15 protein-coding genes are annotated in these 16505 nt (G+C 59.6%); 10 read left to right on the forward strand and 5 right to left on the reverse strand.

Translation table 11 applies throughout. The features are described 5' to 3' along the window. Position 1 precedes the first annotated feature (1 nt). The 4 genes from endA to pheT are packed head-to-tail and all read left to right on the forward strand — an operon-like array spanning position 2 to position 5369. Entirely contained in the window at positions 2 to 1012 is a 1011-nt protein-coding gene (gene endA, locus ACI94_RS06825) for a tRNA-intron lyase (protein ID WP_066957160.1), read from the forward strand. 10 nt (positions 1013 to 1022) lie between these two features. Further along, entirely contained in the window at positions 1023 to 2279 is a 1257-nt protein-coding gene (locus ACI94_RS06830; protein ID WP_066957157.1) for a tryptophan--tRNA ligase, read from the forward strand. 2 nt (positions 2280 to 2281) lie between these two features. Next, positions 2282 to 3727, forward strand: a complete 1446-nt coding sequence (locus ACI94_RS06835; protein ID WP_066957154.1) for a phenylalanine--tRNA ligase subunit alpha — start codon at positions 2282 to 2284, stop codon at positions 3725 to 3727. Between the two features lies 1 nt (position 3728). After that, a complete protein-coding gene (gene pheT / locus ACI94_RS06840; protein ID WP_273259281.1) occupies positions 3729 to 5369 on the forward strand; it encodes a phenylalanine--tRNA ligase subunit beta in 1641 nt (546 codons plus the stop codon). Here the strand turns inward: pheT and hisF are convergent. Then, positions 5326 to 6132, reverse strand: coding sequence for an imidazole glycerol phosphate synthase subunit HisF (gene hisF / locus ACI94_RS06845; protein WP_066957148.1), 807 nt, complete (start codon positions 6130 to 6132; stop codon positions 5326 to 5328). The genes pheT and hisF overlap by 44 nt on opposite strands. 421 nt (positions 6133 to 6553) lie before the next feature. Here hisF and ACI94_RS06850 point away from each other — a divergent pair, with 421 nt between their 5' ends. The 6 genes from ACI94_RS06850 to ACI94_RS06875 all read left to right on the forward strand — a co-directional run bounded on the left by ACI94_RS06850 (position 6554) and on the right by ACI94_RS06875 (position 11903). Beyond that, entirely contained in the window at positions 6554 to 7780 is a 1227-nt protein-coding gene (locus ACI94_RS06850; RefSeq protein WP_066957145.1) for an adenosylhomocysteinase, read from the forward strand. Between the two features lie 603 nt (positions 7781 to 8383). Beyond that, positions 8384 to 8665 carry a hypothetical protein gene (locus ACI94_RS06855; RefSeq protein WP_066957142.1) on the forward strand — a complete coding sequence of 94 codons (282 nt, stop codon included), beginning with the start codon at positions 8384 to 8386 and terminating at the stop codon, positions 8663 to 8665. 364 nt (positions 8666 to 9029) lie between these two features. Next, on the forward strand, positions 9030 to 9848 hold the full coding sequence (modA, locus tag ACI94_RS06860; RefSeq protein ID WP_066957139.1) for a molybdate ABC transporter substrate-binding protein: 819 nt from the start codon (positions 9030 to 9032) through the stop codon (positions 9846 to 9848). Next, the gene (locus ACI94_RS06865; RefSeq protein WP_066957135.1) at positions 9823 to 10665 is read left to right on the forward strand and encodes an ABC transporter permease; all 843 of its coding nucleotides are present in this window, start codon (positions 9823 to 9825) and stop codon (positions 10663 to 10665) included. The genes modA and ACI94_RS06865 overlap by 26 nt, the downstream gene beginning before the upstream one ends. Beyond that, positions 10665 to 11384, forward strand: coding sequence for a sulfate/molybdate ABC transporter ATP-binding protein (locus tag ACI94_RS06870; RefSeq protein ID WP_286681252.1), 720 nt, complete (start codon positions 10665 to 10667; stop codon positions 11382 to 11384). The genes ACI94_RS06865 and ACI94_RS06870 overlap by 1 nt, the downstream gene beginning before the upstream one ends. A 75-nt stretch (positions 11385 to 11459) precedes the next feature. After that, positions 11460 to 11903, forward strand: coding sequence for a hypothetical protein (locus ACI94_RS06875; protein WP_150468738.1), 444 nt, complete (start codon positions 11460 to 11462; stop codon positions 11901 to 11903). Between the two features lie 3 nt (positions 11904 to 11906). Here the strand turns inward: ACI94_RS06875 and ACI94_RS06880 are convergent, their stop codons facing one another. The 4 genes from ACI94_RS06880 to ACI94_RS06895 form a co-directional block, all read right to left on the reverse strand. Continuing rightward, positions 11907 to 12767 carry a DNA-3-methyladenine glycosylase gene (locus ACI94_RS06880; protein WP_066957125.1) on the reverse strand — a complete coding sequence of 287 codons (861 nt, stop codon included), beginning with the start codon at positions 12765 to 12767 and terminating at the stop codon, positions 11907 to 11909. A 33-nt stretch (positions 12768 to 12800) separates the two neighbouring features. Further along, positions 12801 to 13715 carry a nitrogenase cofactor biosynthesis protein NifB gene (gene nifB / locus ACI94_RS06885; RefSeq protein WP_066957122.1) on the reverse strand — a complete coding sequence of 305 codons (915 nt, stop codon included), beginning with the start codon at positions 13713 to 13715 and terminating at the stop codon, positions 12801 to 12803. Positions 13716 to 13916: 201 nt separating this feature from the next. After that, on the reverse strand, positions 13917 to 14039 hold the full coding sequence (locus tag ACI94_RS06890; protein WP_263478224.1) for a hypothetical protein: 123 nt from the start codon (positions 14037 to 14039) through the stop codon (positions 13917 to 13919). Positions 14040 to 14124: 85 nt separating this feature from the next. Continuing rightward, a complete protein-coding gene (locus ACI94_RS06895; protein ID WP_066957120.1) occupies positions 14125 to 16110 on the reverse strand; it encodes a methyltransferase domain-containing protein in 1986 nt (661 codons plus the stop codon). Positions 16111 to 16505 lie beyond the last annotated feature (395 nt).

Genomic DNA, 16505 nt, shown 5'->3' on the forward strand with positions numbered 1-16505 from the left:
CGTGTTGGCAACATTCGACGGAACCTGGGTGCGCCTGAAGAGCGAAGGGCGCGTACTCTATGAGCAGGGCGGCTATGGAAGGCTGGAAGGGACCGGTCTTCGGCTATCCCCGGAAGAAGCGCTCTACCTCATGGGGCGCGGTAAGATCACCGTGATGGACTTTGACTTTGATACCCTGCTTGGTCTCTTCGCCGGTCAGCCTAACTTTATCCGCAGGTATCTCGTCTACCATGACATCCGCGAGCGTGGATACGTGATCCAGCCCGGTCCGCACGACTTCCGGGTCTTCCGCCGCGGTCACAAACCCGGAGCCGGAAAGTCCCGATATTTGATTCGGGTCCTCTCTGAGCGTGACCTCATCGACTTCGACCAGCTGAGCCAGGACGTCCTCGCTGCGGTCAATATGCGCAAACAGTACCTCCTCGCAGTCGTGGACGATGAGGACGAATTGACGTACTACGAGGTGCGGGTGCAGGACCTCCCCGGTGTCGGGGAGCCGGCCGGATGCACGACTCCGGTGATGGCCTCACTCTTTGGAACCTATGCGCTGGCCCATCTGCCGCCGGGAACCTCGATCGAGGATGATTGGTACGGGAAAAGGCTTGATCCCGAGCGTCTCCTTCTCCGCCCTGTCGAATCGATCTACCTCATGCGCCGGCAATGCCTCACTCTTGCGCACAACAACGAAGAGATGACTGCAGAGCAGCTCCTTGACCTTGTGGCGGAGGCGGACGTCGAGATCAGGGAGAAAGAGCGGGTCTTTTCGGATTTACGGGAGAAGGGCTACATTCCCAGGACCGGCTACAAGTTCGGGCATCACTTCCGTGTCTACTCCGGGAAGAAGAGCCATTCCGAGATGCTTGTCCACGCCGTTCCGTCCGGGACATCCTTGCCGATGAGCGCCGTATCCCGCTCGGTCAGGCTTGCTCACAGCGTCAAAAAGAAAATGTTGTTTGCCTGCGTATACAATACCGATATCAGATACATAGAATTTGCCCGAATTAAACTGTGAGCGTCAATCCATGCCGTCAGAGATGAATCCGTGGTCGAGCAGTCAGACCATCGATGTAGATCGACTCTTTGCCGAGTTTGGCATCGAACCGATCGGAGAGGTCACGCAGAGACTTCCCGAGGTACCGTCGTTTATGCGCAGAGGTATCGTCGTCGGGCACCGGGACTACCACCTGATAGCCGACGCCATCCGGAACCGTACCCCGTTTCACGTGCTGACCGGGTTCATGCCGTCAGGCCTCCCACACCTCGGGCACCTGATGGTCATGAAGGAGGTGGTCTGGCACGTCCAGCAGGGCGGGAACGGCTATGTTGCCATCGCCGACCGGGAGGCGCACGCGGTCCGCGGCATCTCGTGGGAGAAGTGCCGCGAGTACGGAAAGGAGTACCTCAAGGCTCTCTATGCCCTTGGATTTAAGGGCACGACCTACTACCAGAGCAAGAACGAGCGCTTAAAAGACCTTGCATTCGAGGCGTCCACAAAGGTGAACTTCTCCGAGATGGCGGCGATCTACGGGTTCGGACCCGAGACCTCGCTCTCCCATGCCATGAGCGTCGTCACCCAGGTCGCCGATATCCTCTATCCACAACTCGATGCTGGCCCTGCGCCCACCATCGTCCCGGTCGGCCTCGACCAGGACCCGCATATCCGGCTCACCCGGGATGTGGCCTATAAGCTCAGGATGTTCACGGTCGAGGACCGGGGCGATCACATCAGTGTCCGGTCGAAGAACGCGCCAGATGAGGCTCTTGAGGCCGTTCATCGGGCTTTCCCCGGCTCGAAAAAATACGGTGGCCATGTCGATCTTGTGGGTCTTCCGATGAGCCAGGTGGAGGATGCCGTCCGTAAGATCGAGATCGCTCACGGAGGGTTTGGGTTCTACCTCCCCTCGTCGACTTACCACATCTTCATGCCCGGGCTCCAGGGCGGAAAGATGTCAAGCAGCGTGCCCGAGAGTTTGATTGGTTATTATGAGTCAGACAAGTCGCTCAAGAAGAAGGTCATGGCGGCACTGACCGGCGGACGGATGACGCTTGAGGAGCAGAAGCGTCTTGGGGGGGAGCCCGACGCATGTTCGGTCTACCTCTTAAACCTCTTCCACATGCTCGAGGACGATATTGAACTCGCCGATCTCCGTCGCCGGTGTGAGAGCGGCGAACTCACCTGCGGGCAGTGCAAAAAGGAGACACTGGAGCGTGTGCAGGCGTTCCTTGCGGAACTGCGGGACAAGATGGATTCCGTCGAGCATCTTGCAGAGGAAGTGTGACTGTGGAACTGACGTTAAACGAGAAGAAACTCCTGGTTGCGCTGGGTCCGGCAGGGTCGGCCGACGCGGCCACCCTTGCGGAGAGGATGGAGACCCGCCGGGAGGCGGTGGTGCAGTATGCGAACCTCGCGAGTGAGCGGGGGCTTGTGGACGTGGAGAAGCATGTCTCCCGTCAATATGTCCTGACCGAAGAAGGGCGGGCCTATGCCGGACGAGGCCTCCCCGAGCGGCAGGTGCTTGAGAGTTTTGAAGAGACCATCCCGATGCGGGACCTCCAGGCCCACCCGCTTGCGAAGATCGCTATCGGCTGGATGCGTAAAAAAGGATGGGTCACCATCCGGGACGGGGTCGTGCAGAAGACCGGCAACGCCGCCCTGGGACCTGACGAAACCGCATTCGCCAGGGTGAGCGAGACCGGTGCGGTCGAGGACGGTGAAGGGGTCGCCGACCTCGCAAGACGCGGGCTCGTCGAAGAGGTTGAGACCGTCGCCTACACCGTCTCGATCACGCCCCGTGGCCGTGAACTCCTTGCGGGAGGGCTTGATCTGCGCGAAGAGGTGGGCACGCTCACCCGTGAGCAGATCCTCTCCGGCGAATGGAAGAACCTACCGCTCCGGCGCTATGACGTCACGAAGCTTCCAAAACGCGCCTACCCGGGCAAGACGCACCCATACCAGCGTCTCCTCGATGAGATGCGCCGCGTCCTCTTCGATATGGGCTTTGAGGAGATGGCGGGTGGGATTGTGCAGAGCTCCTTCTGGAACTTCGATGCCCTCTTCCAGCCGCAGGACCACCCCGCACGGGAGATGCAGGATACCTTCTTCCTTGGGGAGCGCTGGCCGCTCCCGGCGGGATACGAGCGTGTCCGCGATATGCACGAACACGGCGGCGAGACCTCTTCCACCGGTTGGGGCGGCACCTGGAGTGCCGAGAAAGCAAAGCAGTGTGTGCTCCGGACCCACACGACGAGCCTCTCGATCCAGCACCTGGCAGCACACCCGAATCCCCCGGTCAGGGCGTTCTGCATAGGCCGGGTCTACCGGCGGGAGGCGATCGACCCCACTCATCTAGCGGAGTTCGAGCAGCTCGAGGGGATCGTCATGGACGAAGGTGTCAACTTCCGTCACCTCCTCGGGTTCTTGAAGGAGTTCTACGCCAAGATGGGCTTTGAGAAGGTCCGGTTCCGCCCCGGCTACTTCCCCTACACCGAGCCCTCCGTGGAGCCGGAGGTCTACGTCGACGGGCTTGGCTGGGTTGAACTCGGTGGTGCGGGCATCTTCCGGGAGGAGGTGACCGCGCCCTTCGGGATCGAGCACCCGGTGCTCGCGTGGGGTCTCGGGATCAGCCGTGTGGCGATGCTAAAACTTGGGCTGCGCGATCTGAGGCAGCTCTACCGGAGCGACGTCGAGTGGATCCGGGAGACGCCAACCTACGGCGGGAGGCGGTAATATGGCAATAATCACACTACCCTACCGGTACCTGGAGCGGCTGGCCGGTACCGACCGAGAGACGCTTATCGACCGCATCCCTATGATCGGGGCCGATATTGAACGAATAGAAGAAGACCATGTGGACGTTGAGTTCTTCCCGAACCGGCCGGACCTCTACTCTCCCGAAGGTGTCGCGCGGGCGATGCGCGGCTTCCTAGGAATCGAGGAGGGGCTTCCGGTCTACACCACCCGCCCCTCCGGCATCACCTTCTCGGTCGATCCGGGTCTTGCCGATATCCGACCGTATCTGGGCTCGGCCGTGATCCGGAACGTCAGTCTTGACGAGGAGGCTATCGAGAGCCTGATGGGTCTCCAGGAGGCGCTTCACTGGGCGGTGGGACGCGGGCGGAGCAAGGTGGCGATTGGTGTTCACGATCTGGATAAGGTCACGCCGCCTTTCCACTACATCGCCTCGCCCCGGAGCCGGTCCTTCGTCCCGCTCGACTTCGAACAGGAGATGACGATGGAGGAGATCCTCTCCGACCACCCGAAGGGCCGGGACTACGCCCACCTGGTGGAGAAGTTCGATAAGTTCCCGCTGATCGTCGATGCTAACGATCGGGTGCTCTCCTTCCCGCCGATCATCAACGGCGAGCTGACGAGGGTCACGACGGCGACGAAGAATATCCTGCTCGACTGCACCGGCACCGACAGAAAGGCGGTGATGACGGCGGTTAATATCATCTGCACGGCGCTTGCCGAGGCCGGGGCGACGATCGAGACCGTCACCGTCGCGGGAGAGGAGATGCCCACTCTTGCGCCGACAGAGCGGGTGGTCTCGGTCGCGGAGTGCTCCCGCCTCCTCGGCATCCCCCTCACGCCGGATGAGATGGCGCGGCTCCTCCGCCGGATGCGCTTTGAGGCCGAACCCGACGGCGACTCGCATGTTCGGGTGCTCATCCCCTGCTACCGCGCAGACATCCTCCACGATTGGGACATCTTCGAGGACGTGGCGATCGCCTATGGTATCGAGAACTTCGATGCTGCCCTCCCGGCGACCACCACGGTCGCAAAGGAGCACCCGATCACTGCGATCGAGAGGGCGGTTCGGTCGGTGATGATTGGTCTAGGATATCTTGAGGTGATCCCGTTCACCCTCTCAAACGAGCGGGTGCTGTATTCAATGATGCAGCGCGAGCCCGCTCCCGGAACCCTGCGGGTTCTTCACCCGATCAGTGAGGAGCAGACGGTGGTCAGAACCGACCTCCTTCCCCTGCTGATGGAGACGCTCCAGGCGAACAAGCACCGCGAGCTCCCGCAGAGGCTCTTTGCGGTGGGGGACGTGGTCGAGGACTGCGTCACCTTCCAGAAGGCCGCGGGGGTCAGCATCCACCCGGGCGCAGACTTCTCTGAAGCGTATGCAGCGGTGGACGTCCTCTGCCGCGAACTCTCGCTTCCCTACACGGTCGTGGAATCGACCGATCCCGCGTTTATCGATGGCCGCCGCGGGGATATCGTCGTCGATGGAAAAATAGTCGGGGTCTTTGGGGAGATTCACCCGGCGGTTCTCGCCGCCTTCGATCTTGAGCATTCGGTCGCGGCGTTCGCACTTGATCTTAAAGCCGTACCGGGATACCCCGCTCCGCCAGGTACTCCTTGACCTGGCGGACGGTGAGTTCCCCGTAGTGGAAGACGCTTGCCGCAAGGCATGCGTCAGCCTTTCCCTCCGTGAATCCTGTGTAGAAGTGCTCAAGCGTCCCCACGCCGCCGCTTGCGATTACAGGGATCCCGACCTCCTCCGAGATCGCTCTCGTGATCGGGATATCGAACCCCTCTTTTGTCCCGTCGGTCTCCATACTGGTGAGCAGGATCTCGCCGGCCCCTCGCTCCTCGGCCTCCGCTGCCCATACAACGGCATCGATCCCCGTGGCCCGGCTCCCGCCATGGGTCACGACCTCATACCAGCACTCCCGGCCGTCGGCGAGGGCAACGGGGGTCTTTCCCGGCTCCATTCTGTAGTTTCGCCGGACGTCCACTGCGACGACGATGCACTGGGTGCCGAACCGCTCCGCCCCACGCGTGATCAGGTCCGGGTCGGCGACGGCGCTTGAGTTGATGCTCACCTTGTCCGCACCCGCACGGAGGATCTGCTTCATGTCGTCGATTGTCCGGATGCCGCCGCCGACGGTGAGCGGGAGGAAGAGTTCATCGGCCGCTCGCTGCACGACGTCGATGATTGTGCTCCGGTCTTCCCTGGTGGCGGTGATATCAAGGAAGACCACCTCGTCCGCACCCTGCTCATTGTAGCGCTGGGCGAGTTCCACAGGATCGCCCGCGTCGCGCAGGCCGACGAAGTGCGTGCCCTTGACTACCCGCCCGTCTTTGAGGTCCAGGCAGGGGATGATCCGCTTGGTCAAAACCATGCGTAGTGGTTTTGAAGCGGGAGGTGATGAGGGTTTGGTTCGAGAGTTCTTCTCTTTTTGTGAGGGGCAGGCATGCACCTGCGGCCGACCGCAGGGTGAGGTGTCATCTGATGGTTGCGGTTGCACGTCTCAATTTTTCGGTCACCAGCCCGGCAGACGGCTCTTCGGGAGAGATCGCCGTTTTTTGATGCGCTGCCCCCACAGTCCACTGTATTCGGGATGACTTCCAGATCTATAGTTTCAGACCTCAGATTGTTTCGGCATCCCCGTTGCGCGTGAGCATGGGTTTGGGTTCGACAACCCTGTTTTGGGCTGTGAGCCTCCATGACCTTCCGCTTACCTCAGGTTTAAGTACTCACAGAAGATACCCTTACAGGCAAACCAAAGAATATCCGGGCGCAAAGACCGGTCTGGTGGTTTTATGGAGTCAGGAGACCTGAAAATTGCATGGGCGCGGCAGTATATGCCGGTACTCGCGTCCATTCGGAAGCGCTTCGTCGAGGAGAGACCTTTCTCCGGTATGACCATCGGCATGGCCCTGCATGTCGAGGCAAAGACTGCGGTGCTGGTCGAGACTCTTGCAGCGGGTGGAGCTGAGGTGCATATCACAGGGTGCAACCCCCTCTCGACCCAGGATGATGTCTCGATGGCGCTCAATACCCGGGAAGGGATTCACTCCTATGCTCGCCGGGGTGCAAGCGTCGAGGAGTACTATGCGGCCATCGACCGGGTGCTCGATGCCAGCCCTGCGATCACCATCGACGACGGCATGGACCTCATTTACCGCATCCATACCGAGCGCCAGGAAGTGCTTGATACGGTCATCGGCGGGTGCGAGGAGACCACGACTGGCATCCACAGGCTCCGTGCGATGGAGCGGGACGGGGCGCTCAAGTTCCCTGTCATTGCTGTCAATGATACCCCGATGAAGCACTTCTTTGACAACGTACACGGCACCGGGGAGAGTTCGCTCGCCTCGATCATGATCACGACAAACGTCCTCGTCGCTGGCAAGCGGTTTGTTGTCGCGGGCTACGGTTACTGCGGTCGGGGACTCGCGCAGAAAGCACGGAGCCTCGGCGCCCGGGTCATCGTGACCGAGGTCGACCCGAGAAGGGCGCTCCAGGCGCACATGGATGGGTTTGACGTCATGACGATGGACCAGGCGGCGCCGTTAGGTGATATCTTCGTCACCACCACCGGCAATACGAGTATCATCACCGAGCGGCATTTCCCGAACTTAAATGACGGGGCGATCCTTGCGAACGCCGGACACTTCAACGTCGAGATCGACGTCGACTGGCTTGAATCGCACTCGGACTCCATCGTCCGTCGGGACGGTATCGACACATACATCCTCGGCGGCAAGACCATCCACGTTCTTGCCGAAGGCAGGCTCGTGAACCTTGCAACACCGAAGGGGATGGGCCACCCCATCGAGGTGATGGACCTGAGTTTCGCCGTCCAGGCTCTCTCTGCCGAGTTCGTTGCAAAGCATGGGCGTAAACTTGCTCCGGGTGTCCATGACGTCCCGTCCGCCATCGACGAAGAGGTGGCACGGCTGAAACTTGCCGCGCTCGGCCTCTCGATCGACCGGCTGACGCCCGAGCAGGAGAAGTACATGGCCAGCTGGGCTATCGGGACATAAAACACCACTCTTTTTCCCTTGAATATCAGGTACTGGAGAGAAGGGATCGGCTCCCCATCAGTTCTGCTGGCGGTCATCTGTGCTTTCCTGCATCTTGAGCATAAACCCATGGCCGCATCTCCGGCACCGATACTGTGTATATATGCCGCGCCCGGGGACATCGACATACCCAAGATATTCGCCGGAGGATCTGCACGTTGGGCATGCCGGCCCAAGATCGTCGAACCAGCAGCCGCACCCAAGACACTGGTGGATAGCATGCATCTGCGGTTTGATGGAGACGAAGTCCTTTATGCGGCTCCGACACCCGCAGATGGGGCAGGAAACAGGCCCGCCTCCTCCGGCGGTGCGCGACTGCCATATTGTCTTTCGGGTCGCGTCTAAATCGCGCACTTGCCAATCCCCCTCCAGGTGATGCAGCACCATCTCTTTTCCGCCCCCGTTGCACTTTTCAGCCGGTGCGGGCCGACCATTCTGTTCTGTCTCATGGATCATTATGGGGGTCGCGATCGTTTAATGATACCTATGGGTATCCTATGGTATCTCCCGAGAAGAATAAAAACACTATAATATAATTGCTCTGCCGGATACCTGAATAGGAAGATGGAATCCCCCGATAATATCTCAAGCAAGCAGGTGGGTGTTCGGCTCCCGGGTCACCTGTACCGGTGGCTGAAGGAGAAGGTTGATCGCGGTGAGTACTCGAATATGGCTCAGTCCGTTATCGGGGAATTGACGAAGGCTAAGACGCTCGAAGAGACTCGGTGCCGGGGGACCACATCGTACGATCTCTACGAGGACGAACCCCTCGTTCGGATGGTGAACGAGCGCATCGAAGATGTCCGGCGTGAACTTCTGGACGAGATGAAGCGGCGGCGCACCTGATCGAACGAGACTGCCACGGGTCGGGTAAAAGCGCCTTTGCCAGCATATCTTTCCGGATACGGCCTACCGGCTGCAAGGCGCCCCTGCGCTGGGGATGTCCAGGATGGAGATTCTTCTTATTTTGGGCCGCATCGGCGTTTTCGTCTCTCTTTAAACCATTTTTCATCGACTCCGGCAATCGGGTGACCTGCGTTTGTGCAGTATCGTCTGATACTCCTACCTCACCCCTGTTTGGGCGGCAGGCCTGCAGATATTGCGTACATTTTTATGCTCTGCAGTTTCGTAAACCAAATCTCGTTAATTTGGGCTTAAATCAGCTAAATTAAATATATTGGGCCGCAATTCTCTTACGAGTGATGCACATATGATAAGAACATCCCGGGTAGCTCTTGCTGCCATATCTCTGCTGATGGTCGCCGGTCTCCTGGTCGCCGGGTGTACGACCACCTCCGCACCCGAGCAGACGACCCTGACTGTCTTTACGGCCGCATCGCTCACAGGAGCCTTCACGGATATCGGCAGAGCCTACGAGGCGCAGAACGAGAACGTCAAGGTCGAGTTTGTATTCGACGGCTCACAGGCGCTCCGCACCCAGATCGAACAGGGGGCGAACGTGGATATCTTTGTCTCTGCGAGCACAAAGCACATGCAGGCCCTCCAGGACGGCGGGTTCATGGTGAACAGCACCGTGACACCGTTCCTTGAGAACAATCTCGCCCTGATCGTCCCGGTCGACAACCCGGCAGGGGTCACGGGTCTTGCCGACCTGAACAAATCTGGTGTAAAACTCGTCATCGGCACAAAGGACGTCCCCTTCGGGGACTACACCCGGCAGATGCTCGATAAACTGGCTGCAGACTCCGCATATGGCCCGGCATACCGGGACGCCGTGATGGCAAACGTTATCTCCGAGGAGACGGCGGTGAGCTCCGTGGTGCCCAAGCTCGCGCTCGGTGAGGCGGACGCGGCGATCGTCTACAAGTCGGACGTCTCCAAGGACGACCTCGAGAAAGTGATGCGGATCGAGATCCCGGCCGTGTACAACGTCAAGGCAACCTATCCGCTCGGTATCCTTGCGGAGTCGCCGAACAAGGCCGAGGCAGAGGCATTCATAGCATTCGTCCGGGGCCCGGACGGCAGCGCCATTCTGACTGAGTATGGATTTGACCCGATCCCTGCCTGAGCGTGAGGCCTTCGCCTCCGGCAGCCGGACGCGGTTTGGGAGGGTGACACTTGCCCTCCTCACTGCCGTCCTCCTTGGGATCTTTCTCCTCTTCATCACGCTGCCGGTAGTCTCGCTCTTCCTGCGCATATCGCCGGAGGCGTTCCTCCGCTCGCTCGGCGAACCGGTGGTGCTCGACGCTCTCGCGCTCTCCCTCATCACCGCGGCGGTGAGCACGGCGATCGTTGTCCTCTTCGGGACGCCGCTTGCCCTGGTGAACGCCCGGCGGGAGTACCGCGGCAGGGAACTGGTCGACACCCTCACTGATCTCCCTATAGTCCTCCCGCCAGCGGTGGCGGGCATTGCGCTGCTGATGGCGTTCGGACGCCGTGGAGTTATCGGGCAGTACCTCGATATCTTCGGCATCCATATCGCCTTCACCACGCTTGCGGTCGTAATTGCTCAGGTCTTTGTCGCCTCGCCGTTTTACATCCGGCAGGCGAAAGCAAGTTTCGAAGCGGTCGACCGCCTCTACGAGGATGCTGCGCGAACCCTCGGAGCATCGCCCGCGACCGTCGCCTTCCGGATCACCATTCCACTCGCGTGGGGCGGGCTCGTCTCCGGGGCAATCCTCTCCTTCGCCCGAGCGCTTGGAGAGTTCGGCGCCACGATCATGTTCGCCGGGAACTTCCAGGGCAGGACCCAGACGATGCCGCTTGCTATCTATACGACCATGCAGGGCGATCTCGACGCCGCAATCAGCCTTGCCATCATCCTCGTGATGATATCGTTTGCGGTGATTGCCGCGGTGAAGATCGCCGCCAGGAGGAGGTACTGATGCTTTCCGTCCACGTCACAAGACACCTCCGGGACTTTACCCTCGACGTCGCGTTCTCAGTCCAACCCGGTGAAACCCTCGTCCTTATCGGCGAGAACGGAGCGGGCAAGTCCACGGTACTGAACCTGATCTCAGGCATCCTCACCCCCAAGAGTGGAAAGATCGTTCTCGGAGACCGGACACTCTACTCGGATGAAGAGCGGATCGATATCCCCGCCGAGAACCGAAATATCGGCCACCTCTTCCAGTCCTACGCCCTCTTCCCGCACATGACCGTCTTTGAGAATGTGGCGTTCGGTCTACGGTGCAGAAAGGTCCCCAAAGCCGAGATAGCCAGAGTCGTAGCGGAGCAGCTCCGCTCGATGAACCTTGCCGATCTTTCGGACGTCAACGTCGCCAGGCTTTCGGGTGGGCAGCGGCAGCGAGTTGCCCTCGCCCGGGCGCTGGTGCTCGATCCCGAACTCCTCCTCCTCGATGAACCGCTCGCCGCCGTCGATATGCGGGCTCAAGGAGCGATGCGGAAAGAACTTCGCGACCGTCTCCGGAACGCCGGCATCCCCTGCATCGCCGTCACTCACAATCTCCGTGATCTTCTCGAACTCGGCGACCGTGTCTGCCTCATCGAGGAGGGAAGGGTGGCGGCCCTGGGAACGCCGGAGGAGGTGCTTTCGATGCGGGATAACGAGTTTATCGCGAGTTTCACCGGATTGGAACAATAATGACTTTATGGCCCGGGCGTCCACTTCAAGTCATAGCCGGAGGCCGCCATGCTCCCGGCTCCTCGGATGATGACCATGAAGATACGCGGATACGCTCTCCTCCTCGCACTGCTCGCGGCGGTCTCTCTTGCGCCCGGCTCGGCTGCAGGGGAGATCTCCATCAATTACTCGTTCAACGAGTCGCACGCGGAGATACACCAGCAGATGCTTGAGCGGAACGCATCCTTCGGCGAGTATTATGAGCAAGTCTGCCCCGAGTACCTGGAGAGCATGCCCCCGGATGTGAGGGCGCATCTCTATAGCACGACGATGGCGCGGTACGGAGATCTCGCTTCCGGCAGGGAGTTTGTGCCGCCCCTGGAGATAGGAAACGTCGCCATCACCACCGCCTCGCCCGTGATCTCGGTCTTCGGAGTGCCAGTTGCCCTCGTCACCCTCGGCCTTGCCGCCCTCGGTATCCTCATCCTGCTCACGGGAGTCTTGCTCGTCCGGGAGCGGCTCCGCGACAGGAACAAGTGAGTGTCACTGTACCCGGCGTGCCGGGCCACGAGCGCAGTAGAGGTACTCCTGGGCGTACCCGGCATACTCCCCGAAATAGCCTTGCGCAAACCGCCGGATCCGATCGTAGTCTGCCGGGGTGCACTTCCTCCCGGCGAGGTCGGGGAGGTAGGTCTCCGCCACGATCCGGTGGATCCAGACGTCGACCGGGAACGCCTCATAGAACCCGAATCCAAAGAGCAGCACACAGTCCGCCGCCTTCGGCCCGACGCCCCGAAGGTGCATCAGGGCCTGCCGCGCCTCCTCGAACGGGAGGGCTGCGACCCGCTCTGCCCAGTTGGGGTTTTTGCTCGCAAAGCAAGCAGCCTCCCGGAGATAGTCCGTTCGGTAGCCGAGTTTACATTCCCATAGGTCCGCACGGGTGCACGGAGCAAGTGCGTCAGGCTCCGGGAACGCGTATGCCGTGCCGAAAGGTCCGTCTATCGGCTCCCCGTAGCGCTCCGCCATGAGGGCGACCCGACGCTTCACTGCGGGGATGTTTGTGTTCGTGGCGCAGATGTATGAGGCCAGGCACTCCCACGGCGGCTGCGTCACAAGCCGGAGGCCGCGGCACTCCTCTATGGCGGCGCTGATTGCAGGATCACGGTCGATTGACGAGAGGATGGAAGGAAGATCCTGATCGAGCCGGAAGTAGTCGCGGATGAACTCCGTATCCGCCCCGAAAAACGTGAGCCGGTTTGCATCCTGCCGTATCCGGATTGCCCGGCCGTCGACGACGCCCTGCCACCACCTGCCTACCTTCTCCCAGCGGAAGGCCTGCCCGCAGGAGAGTGTCAGATCAAGGTCAAACGGCTGGTCGGGCAAGAGATCGATCGTCGTTGTCATGCCCGGGGTGTCCGGCAGGTAAAAAGAGGTTGCTTATTCTGCCTTCTCATTCTTCATCTGCTGGTAGACACAGGACTGAATGTCCTGGCCGAGTCTTCCGATGGCATCCGCCCGGCAGCGCGCGCAGTGGCGCATCTGCTTGATATACGGAGCGCACCGGTCCTGCATCTCCCGCTTCTCTTTTGGTGTTGGCGGCGTGATCCCGGCAAACTTATACTGCGGGATGAGCGGTATGACGTTGAACGTGAACGCCCCCATCTCTCCGACCTTCTTTGCAATCTCGGGGATATGCTCATCGTTGATTCCGGGGATGTAGACGGTGTTAATCTTGACAAACATCTTCTTTGCAACCGCCATCTCGATCCCCTTCAGTTGCTGAGAGAGGAGGAGTTCGGCTGCTTCCCGCCCGTAATACTTCTTTCCCTTGTAATCGACCCAGGAGTAGATCTTCTCGCCGATTGCGGGGTCGATCGCGTTGAGCGTGACCGTAACGTTCCCGACGTCGTATTTGGCGAGTTCCTCGATCGACTCCGGGAGCACAAGACCGTTTGTGCTGATGCACATGATCAGATGTGGGAACTCCTCGTGGACCAGCCGCAGTGTCTCAAACGTCTCGGGGTTTGCGAGCGGCTCGCCCGGCCCTGCGATGCCGATCACTTTTACATACGGGTGTTCCTTGATGACGTTTCTCGTGAGTTCCAGCGCCTCCTCGGGGGAGAGGACTCTGCTTGTTACGCCCGGCCGGCTCTCGTTCACGCAGTCGAAGTCCCGGATACAGTAGTTACACTGGATATTGCACTTCGGAGCGACGGGCAAGTGGCACCGCCCAAAGGCGTGGCATGCCTTGTCGGAGTAACAGGGGTGCTCGCTGATCTTGCGCAGTTGCTCTGGATCGTAGGGGACCTCCCTGCCCTGGACCGTCGCGGTCCGATACGATTCATCGGCCATATTACGTGATCTATCTGTCAGGGGACGTTATATACTGATGGGTATCTGCGGGTTGATGGTGCCTGCACCCTATGGCTTTCGCCCACCCATACAGATGTGCCGATGTTCCCTGATCCAGACCAAGGGTGAGGCGGATCTCGGGCCGGATGAGATTGACCGGGAAGAAACCGAGGTGGCTATGGTGCTCCTGGGTTTACACCATCAGCCGTCGGAAGTTGGCGCGCATGCGGCAAGCTTCCCGCTTGCGGCCCCGAGGGCCGCAACAAAGAGGACTGCCCGCATTGCTGTTTGCCATCCGACCAGGATCATCTCCTGCAGGCTCATCCGTATCCCGTCAAGGGGGGATCAATGCGTTCGCAAGGGTTGGTTGAGCAGACCGCCCTTAACCCTGCTCAAAAATAGAGGCCGATCAGGCCTCCTCACGGTCGAGATCGAGCGAGAGAGTCTCCTTATCGCCCTCTTGTGCCACCTTCTCATGATCCATCCCGAACCGTTCCTCTGCAGCTTTGAGGATCCGGCCGAGCATCTCGGGGTATGATATGCCCGCATATTTTGCCATCTTTGCGAGATGCCCGTCCCAGCACCAGCCGGGATTCGGGTTGACCTCGAGAAGTTTCGGATTGCCGTGTTCGTCAAGACGCCAGTCGAACCGGCAGTAGTCACGGCACTTCAGGCGTTCAAAGAGGGCGATGCAGCACCGCACAATCGCTTTCTCGGTCTCTTCCGGAAGTTCTGCAGGCCGTGAGACGATCATCCCATACGGCGAGTCAGGGAGCCACTTTGCTTCATAGCCGCAGATCCTGGGAAGATCCGGAGGCAGTGCGGAGTAGTCCTCTTCTGTAATAGGCAGTACTGTGCAGCATCCCGGAGGGTTCCCGATGATCCCTACACTGATATCCTTTCCAGTAAGGAACTCCTCGATAAGAAGTGAATGGTCGTATCCCATCTTCGCCCGCAGTGAGTTGATGATGTCGGCGAGCTCTTCAACGGAATGGGCGATGCTCTTTTGGGTGATGCCGTATGAGGAATCTCCTTCGTTCGGCTTGACGATCACCGGGAAATTTATCCCGATATCGTAAGTCCGGTCACCCGGGGTGATGAAGCAGGAGTCCGGCACCGGGATCCTCATCTCTCTTGCGACACCGTGTACAAGCGACTTATCGTAGCAGAACGCAAGCGCTTGCGGCCCGGAGCCCGTATACGGTATACCGAGCATCTCAAGAAGTGCCGGCACATGAAGTTCTTTTCGGGGGTCGTTGTTGAAGCCTTCATCGCAGAGATTGAAGACGTAATCGATCTTCCCTTTCAGTCTCGTGAGATCCTGGAGCATGGTCTCGTGCCGGGAGAGGTACGTGAATCGGTATCCCGGAAGCTCCCGGAGAGCCGCCTTCATCTGGTCGATGGTGTAGAAGTCGTCATCATCGAAGGTGCAGGAGGGTTTCAACGCGTCGGGTCTGGACGGGTCGCCCAGCAGCACCACGACGTTCTTTGCCTTCTTCTGCCCTCTCGTCTTCGTTGACGACCACTCTTTCCTTGTGACCGCGGTGACGATATAGCGGCGCTCCATCATGCCGAGGTCCTGGTTCCGCTGCGATTCCGTGGCGATCTCGTGGAAGGTGATGGAGGAGAATCCTGCCCGTTCCAGGAGCCGCCGGAGCGCGTCGGGGGTGTAAAGGCGCTCGGCATAGAACTGGTCGGCTACGACGCCCTTGTTGACGTCGGTGATCACCTCTCTGGATATCAGGCGCTGGGCATCGAGCGAGAGCGACCGTTCGCGGCAGACGAACATCGTACGGTCGATCCACTCCCATGACCTCGGCTGGAAATGCTCTTTTAAGTACTCGCCGTCGGCCACATCCAGAAGCACTCGCCCCCATGGTTTGAGGATGCGCCGCAACTCAGTAAGAATCCGCAGGTCTTCCTCGACAGAGTCCAGGTAACCAAAACTGTTCCCGAGAACAAGGACGACGTCGTAGGTGTCGGTGCGATACGGCAGCCGGCGCGCATCTCCCTCACGGAATCTGACAGAGAGCCCCTCCTTCTTTGCAGTCGACCGGGCCCGCTGGATCAGGTAGTGCGATTGGTCGAGACCTTCGGCGTTATAGCCCCTGCGCGCGAGTTCGAGCGTGTGTCTTCCCTGGCCGCAACAGAGGTCGAGGATCTTCTGATCCGGCTCCAGATGCAGGATCTCTATTATTCTATCAATCTCGCTGCTGGTGATCCGCTGGTCGTCAACGACGTCGCCATCGGTCTTTAAGTAGAGATGGTTGAAGATACCCTTCCACCAGTCGGGTTTCACGTGCTCTTCAAGATTCGGGACAGGACCAATTGTCCGTCTGTGGTTATTCTTCTGTCTACTATCCGGGGGTTCGTCCGTGTGAATATCGTCTGTCATGCTGGGCCACTCACCCTGTTCCCATAATCTGGGAGGAAATAGCAATTCGTTCGGTTGTAAAAGAGAAATGGTTTAACGTGTGCCATATCTGGATGATCATTCGGTAGGATAGTATCGATAAAAGGGTTATGCCGCAACTTTCTCCATCCGTGGAAATGCCCGAACTACGCTGTTCTTTCATTCTACAGATGTCCCCCACGCGCCGGGGCCGCGGATACTGCATGGATGGGTGCACCGAAGTTGCAGATCGTTGTTGGGTTTTATGAGACGCACTTATATATGCAGGCAGGTAGTCTGTATGTGTGCAGATTATCTGCATGGTTGAATTATATGGATGAAAGATTTTCTGGCAGGGGCCCCCGTTCATACCAGGACCGCCCCCGCGAGTTCCACAA

The organism is Methanoculleus sp. DTU007 (assembly GCF_001512385.1).
In the GTDB taxonomy this organism is placed as follows: Archaea; Halobacteriota; Methanomicrobia; order Methanomicrobiales; family Methanoculleaceae; genus Methanoculleus; species Methanoculleus thermophilus.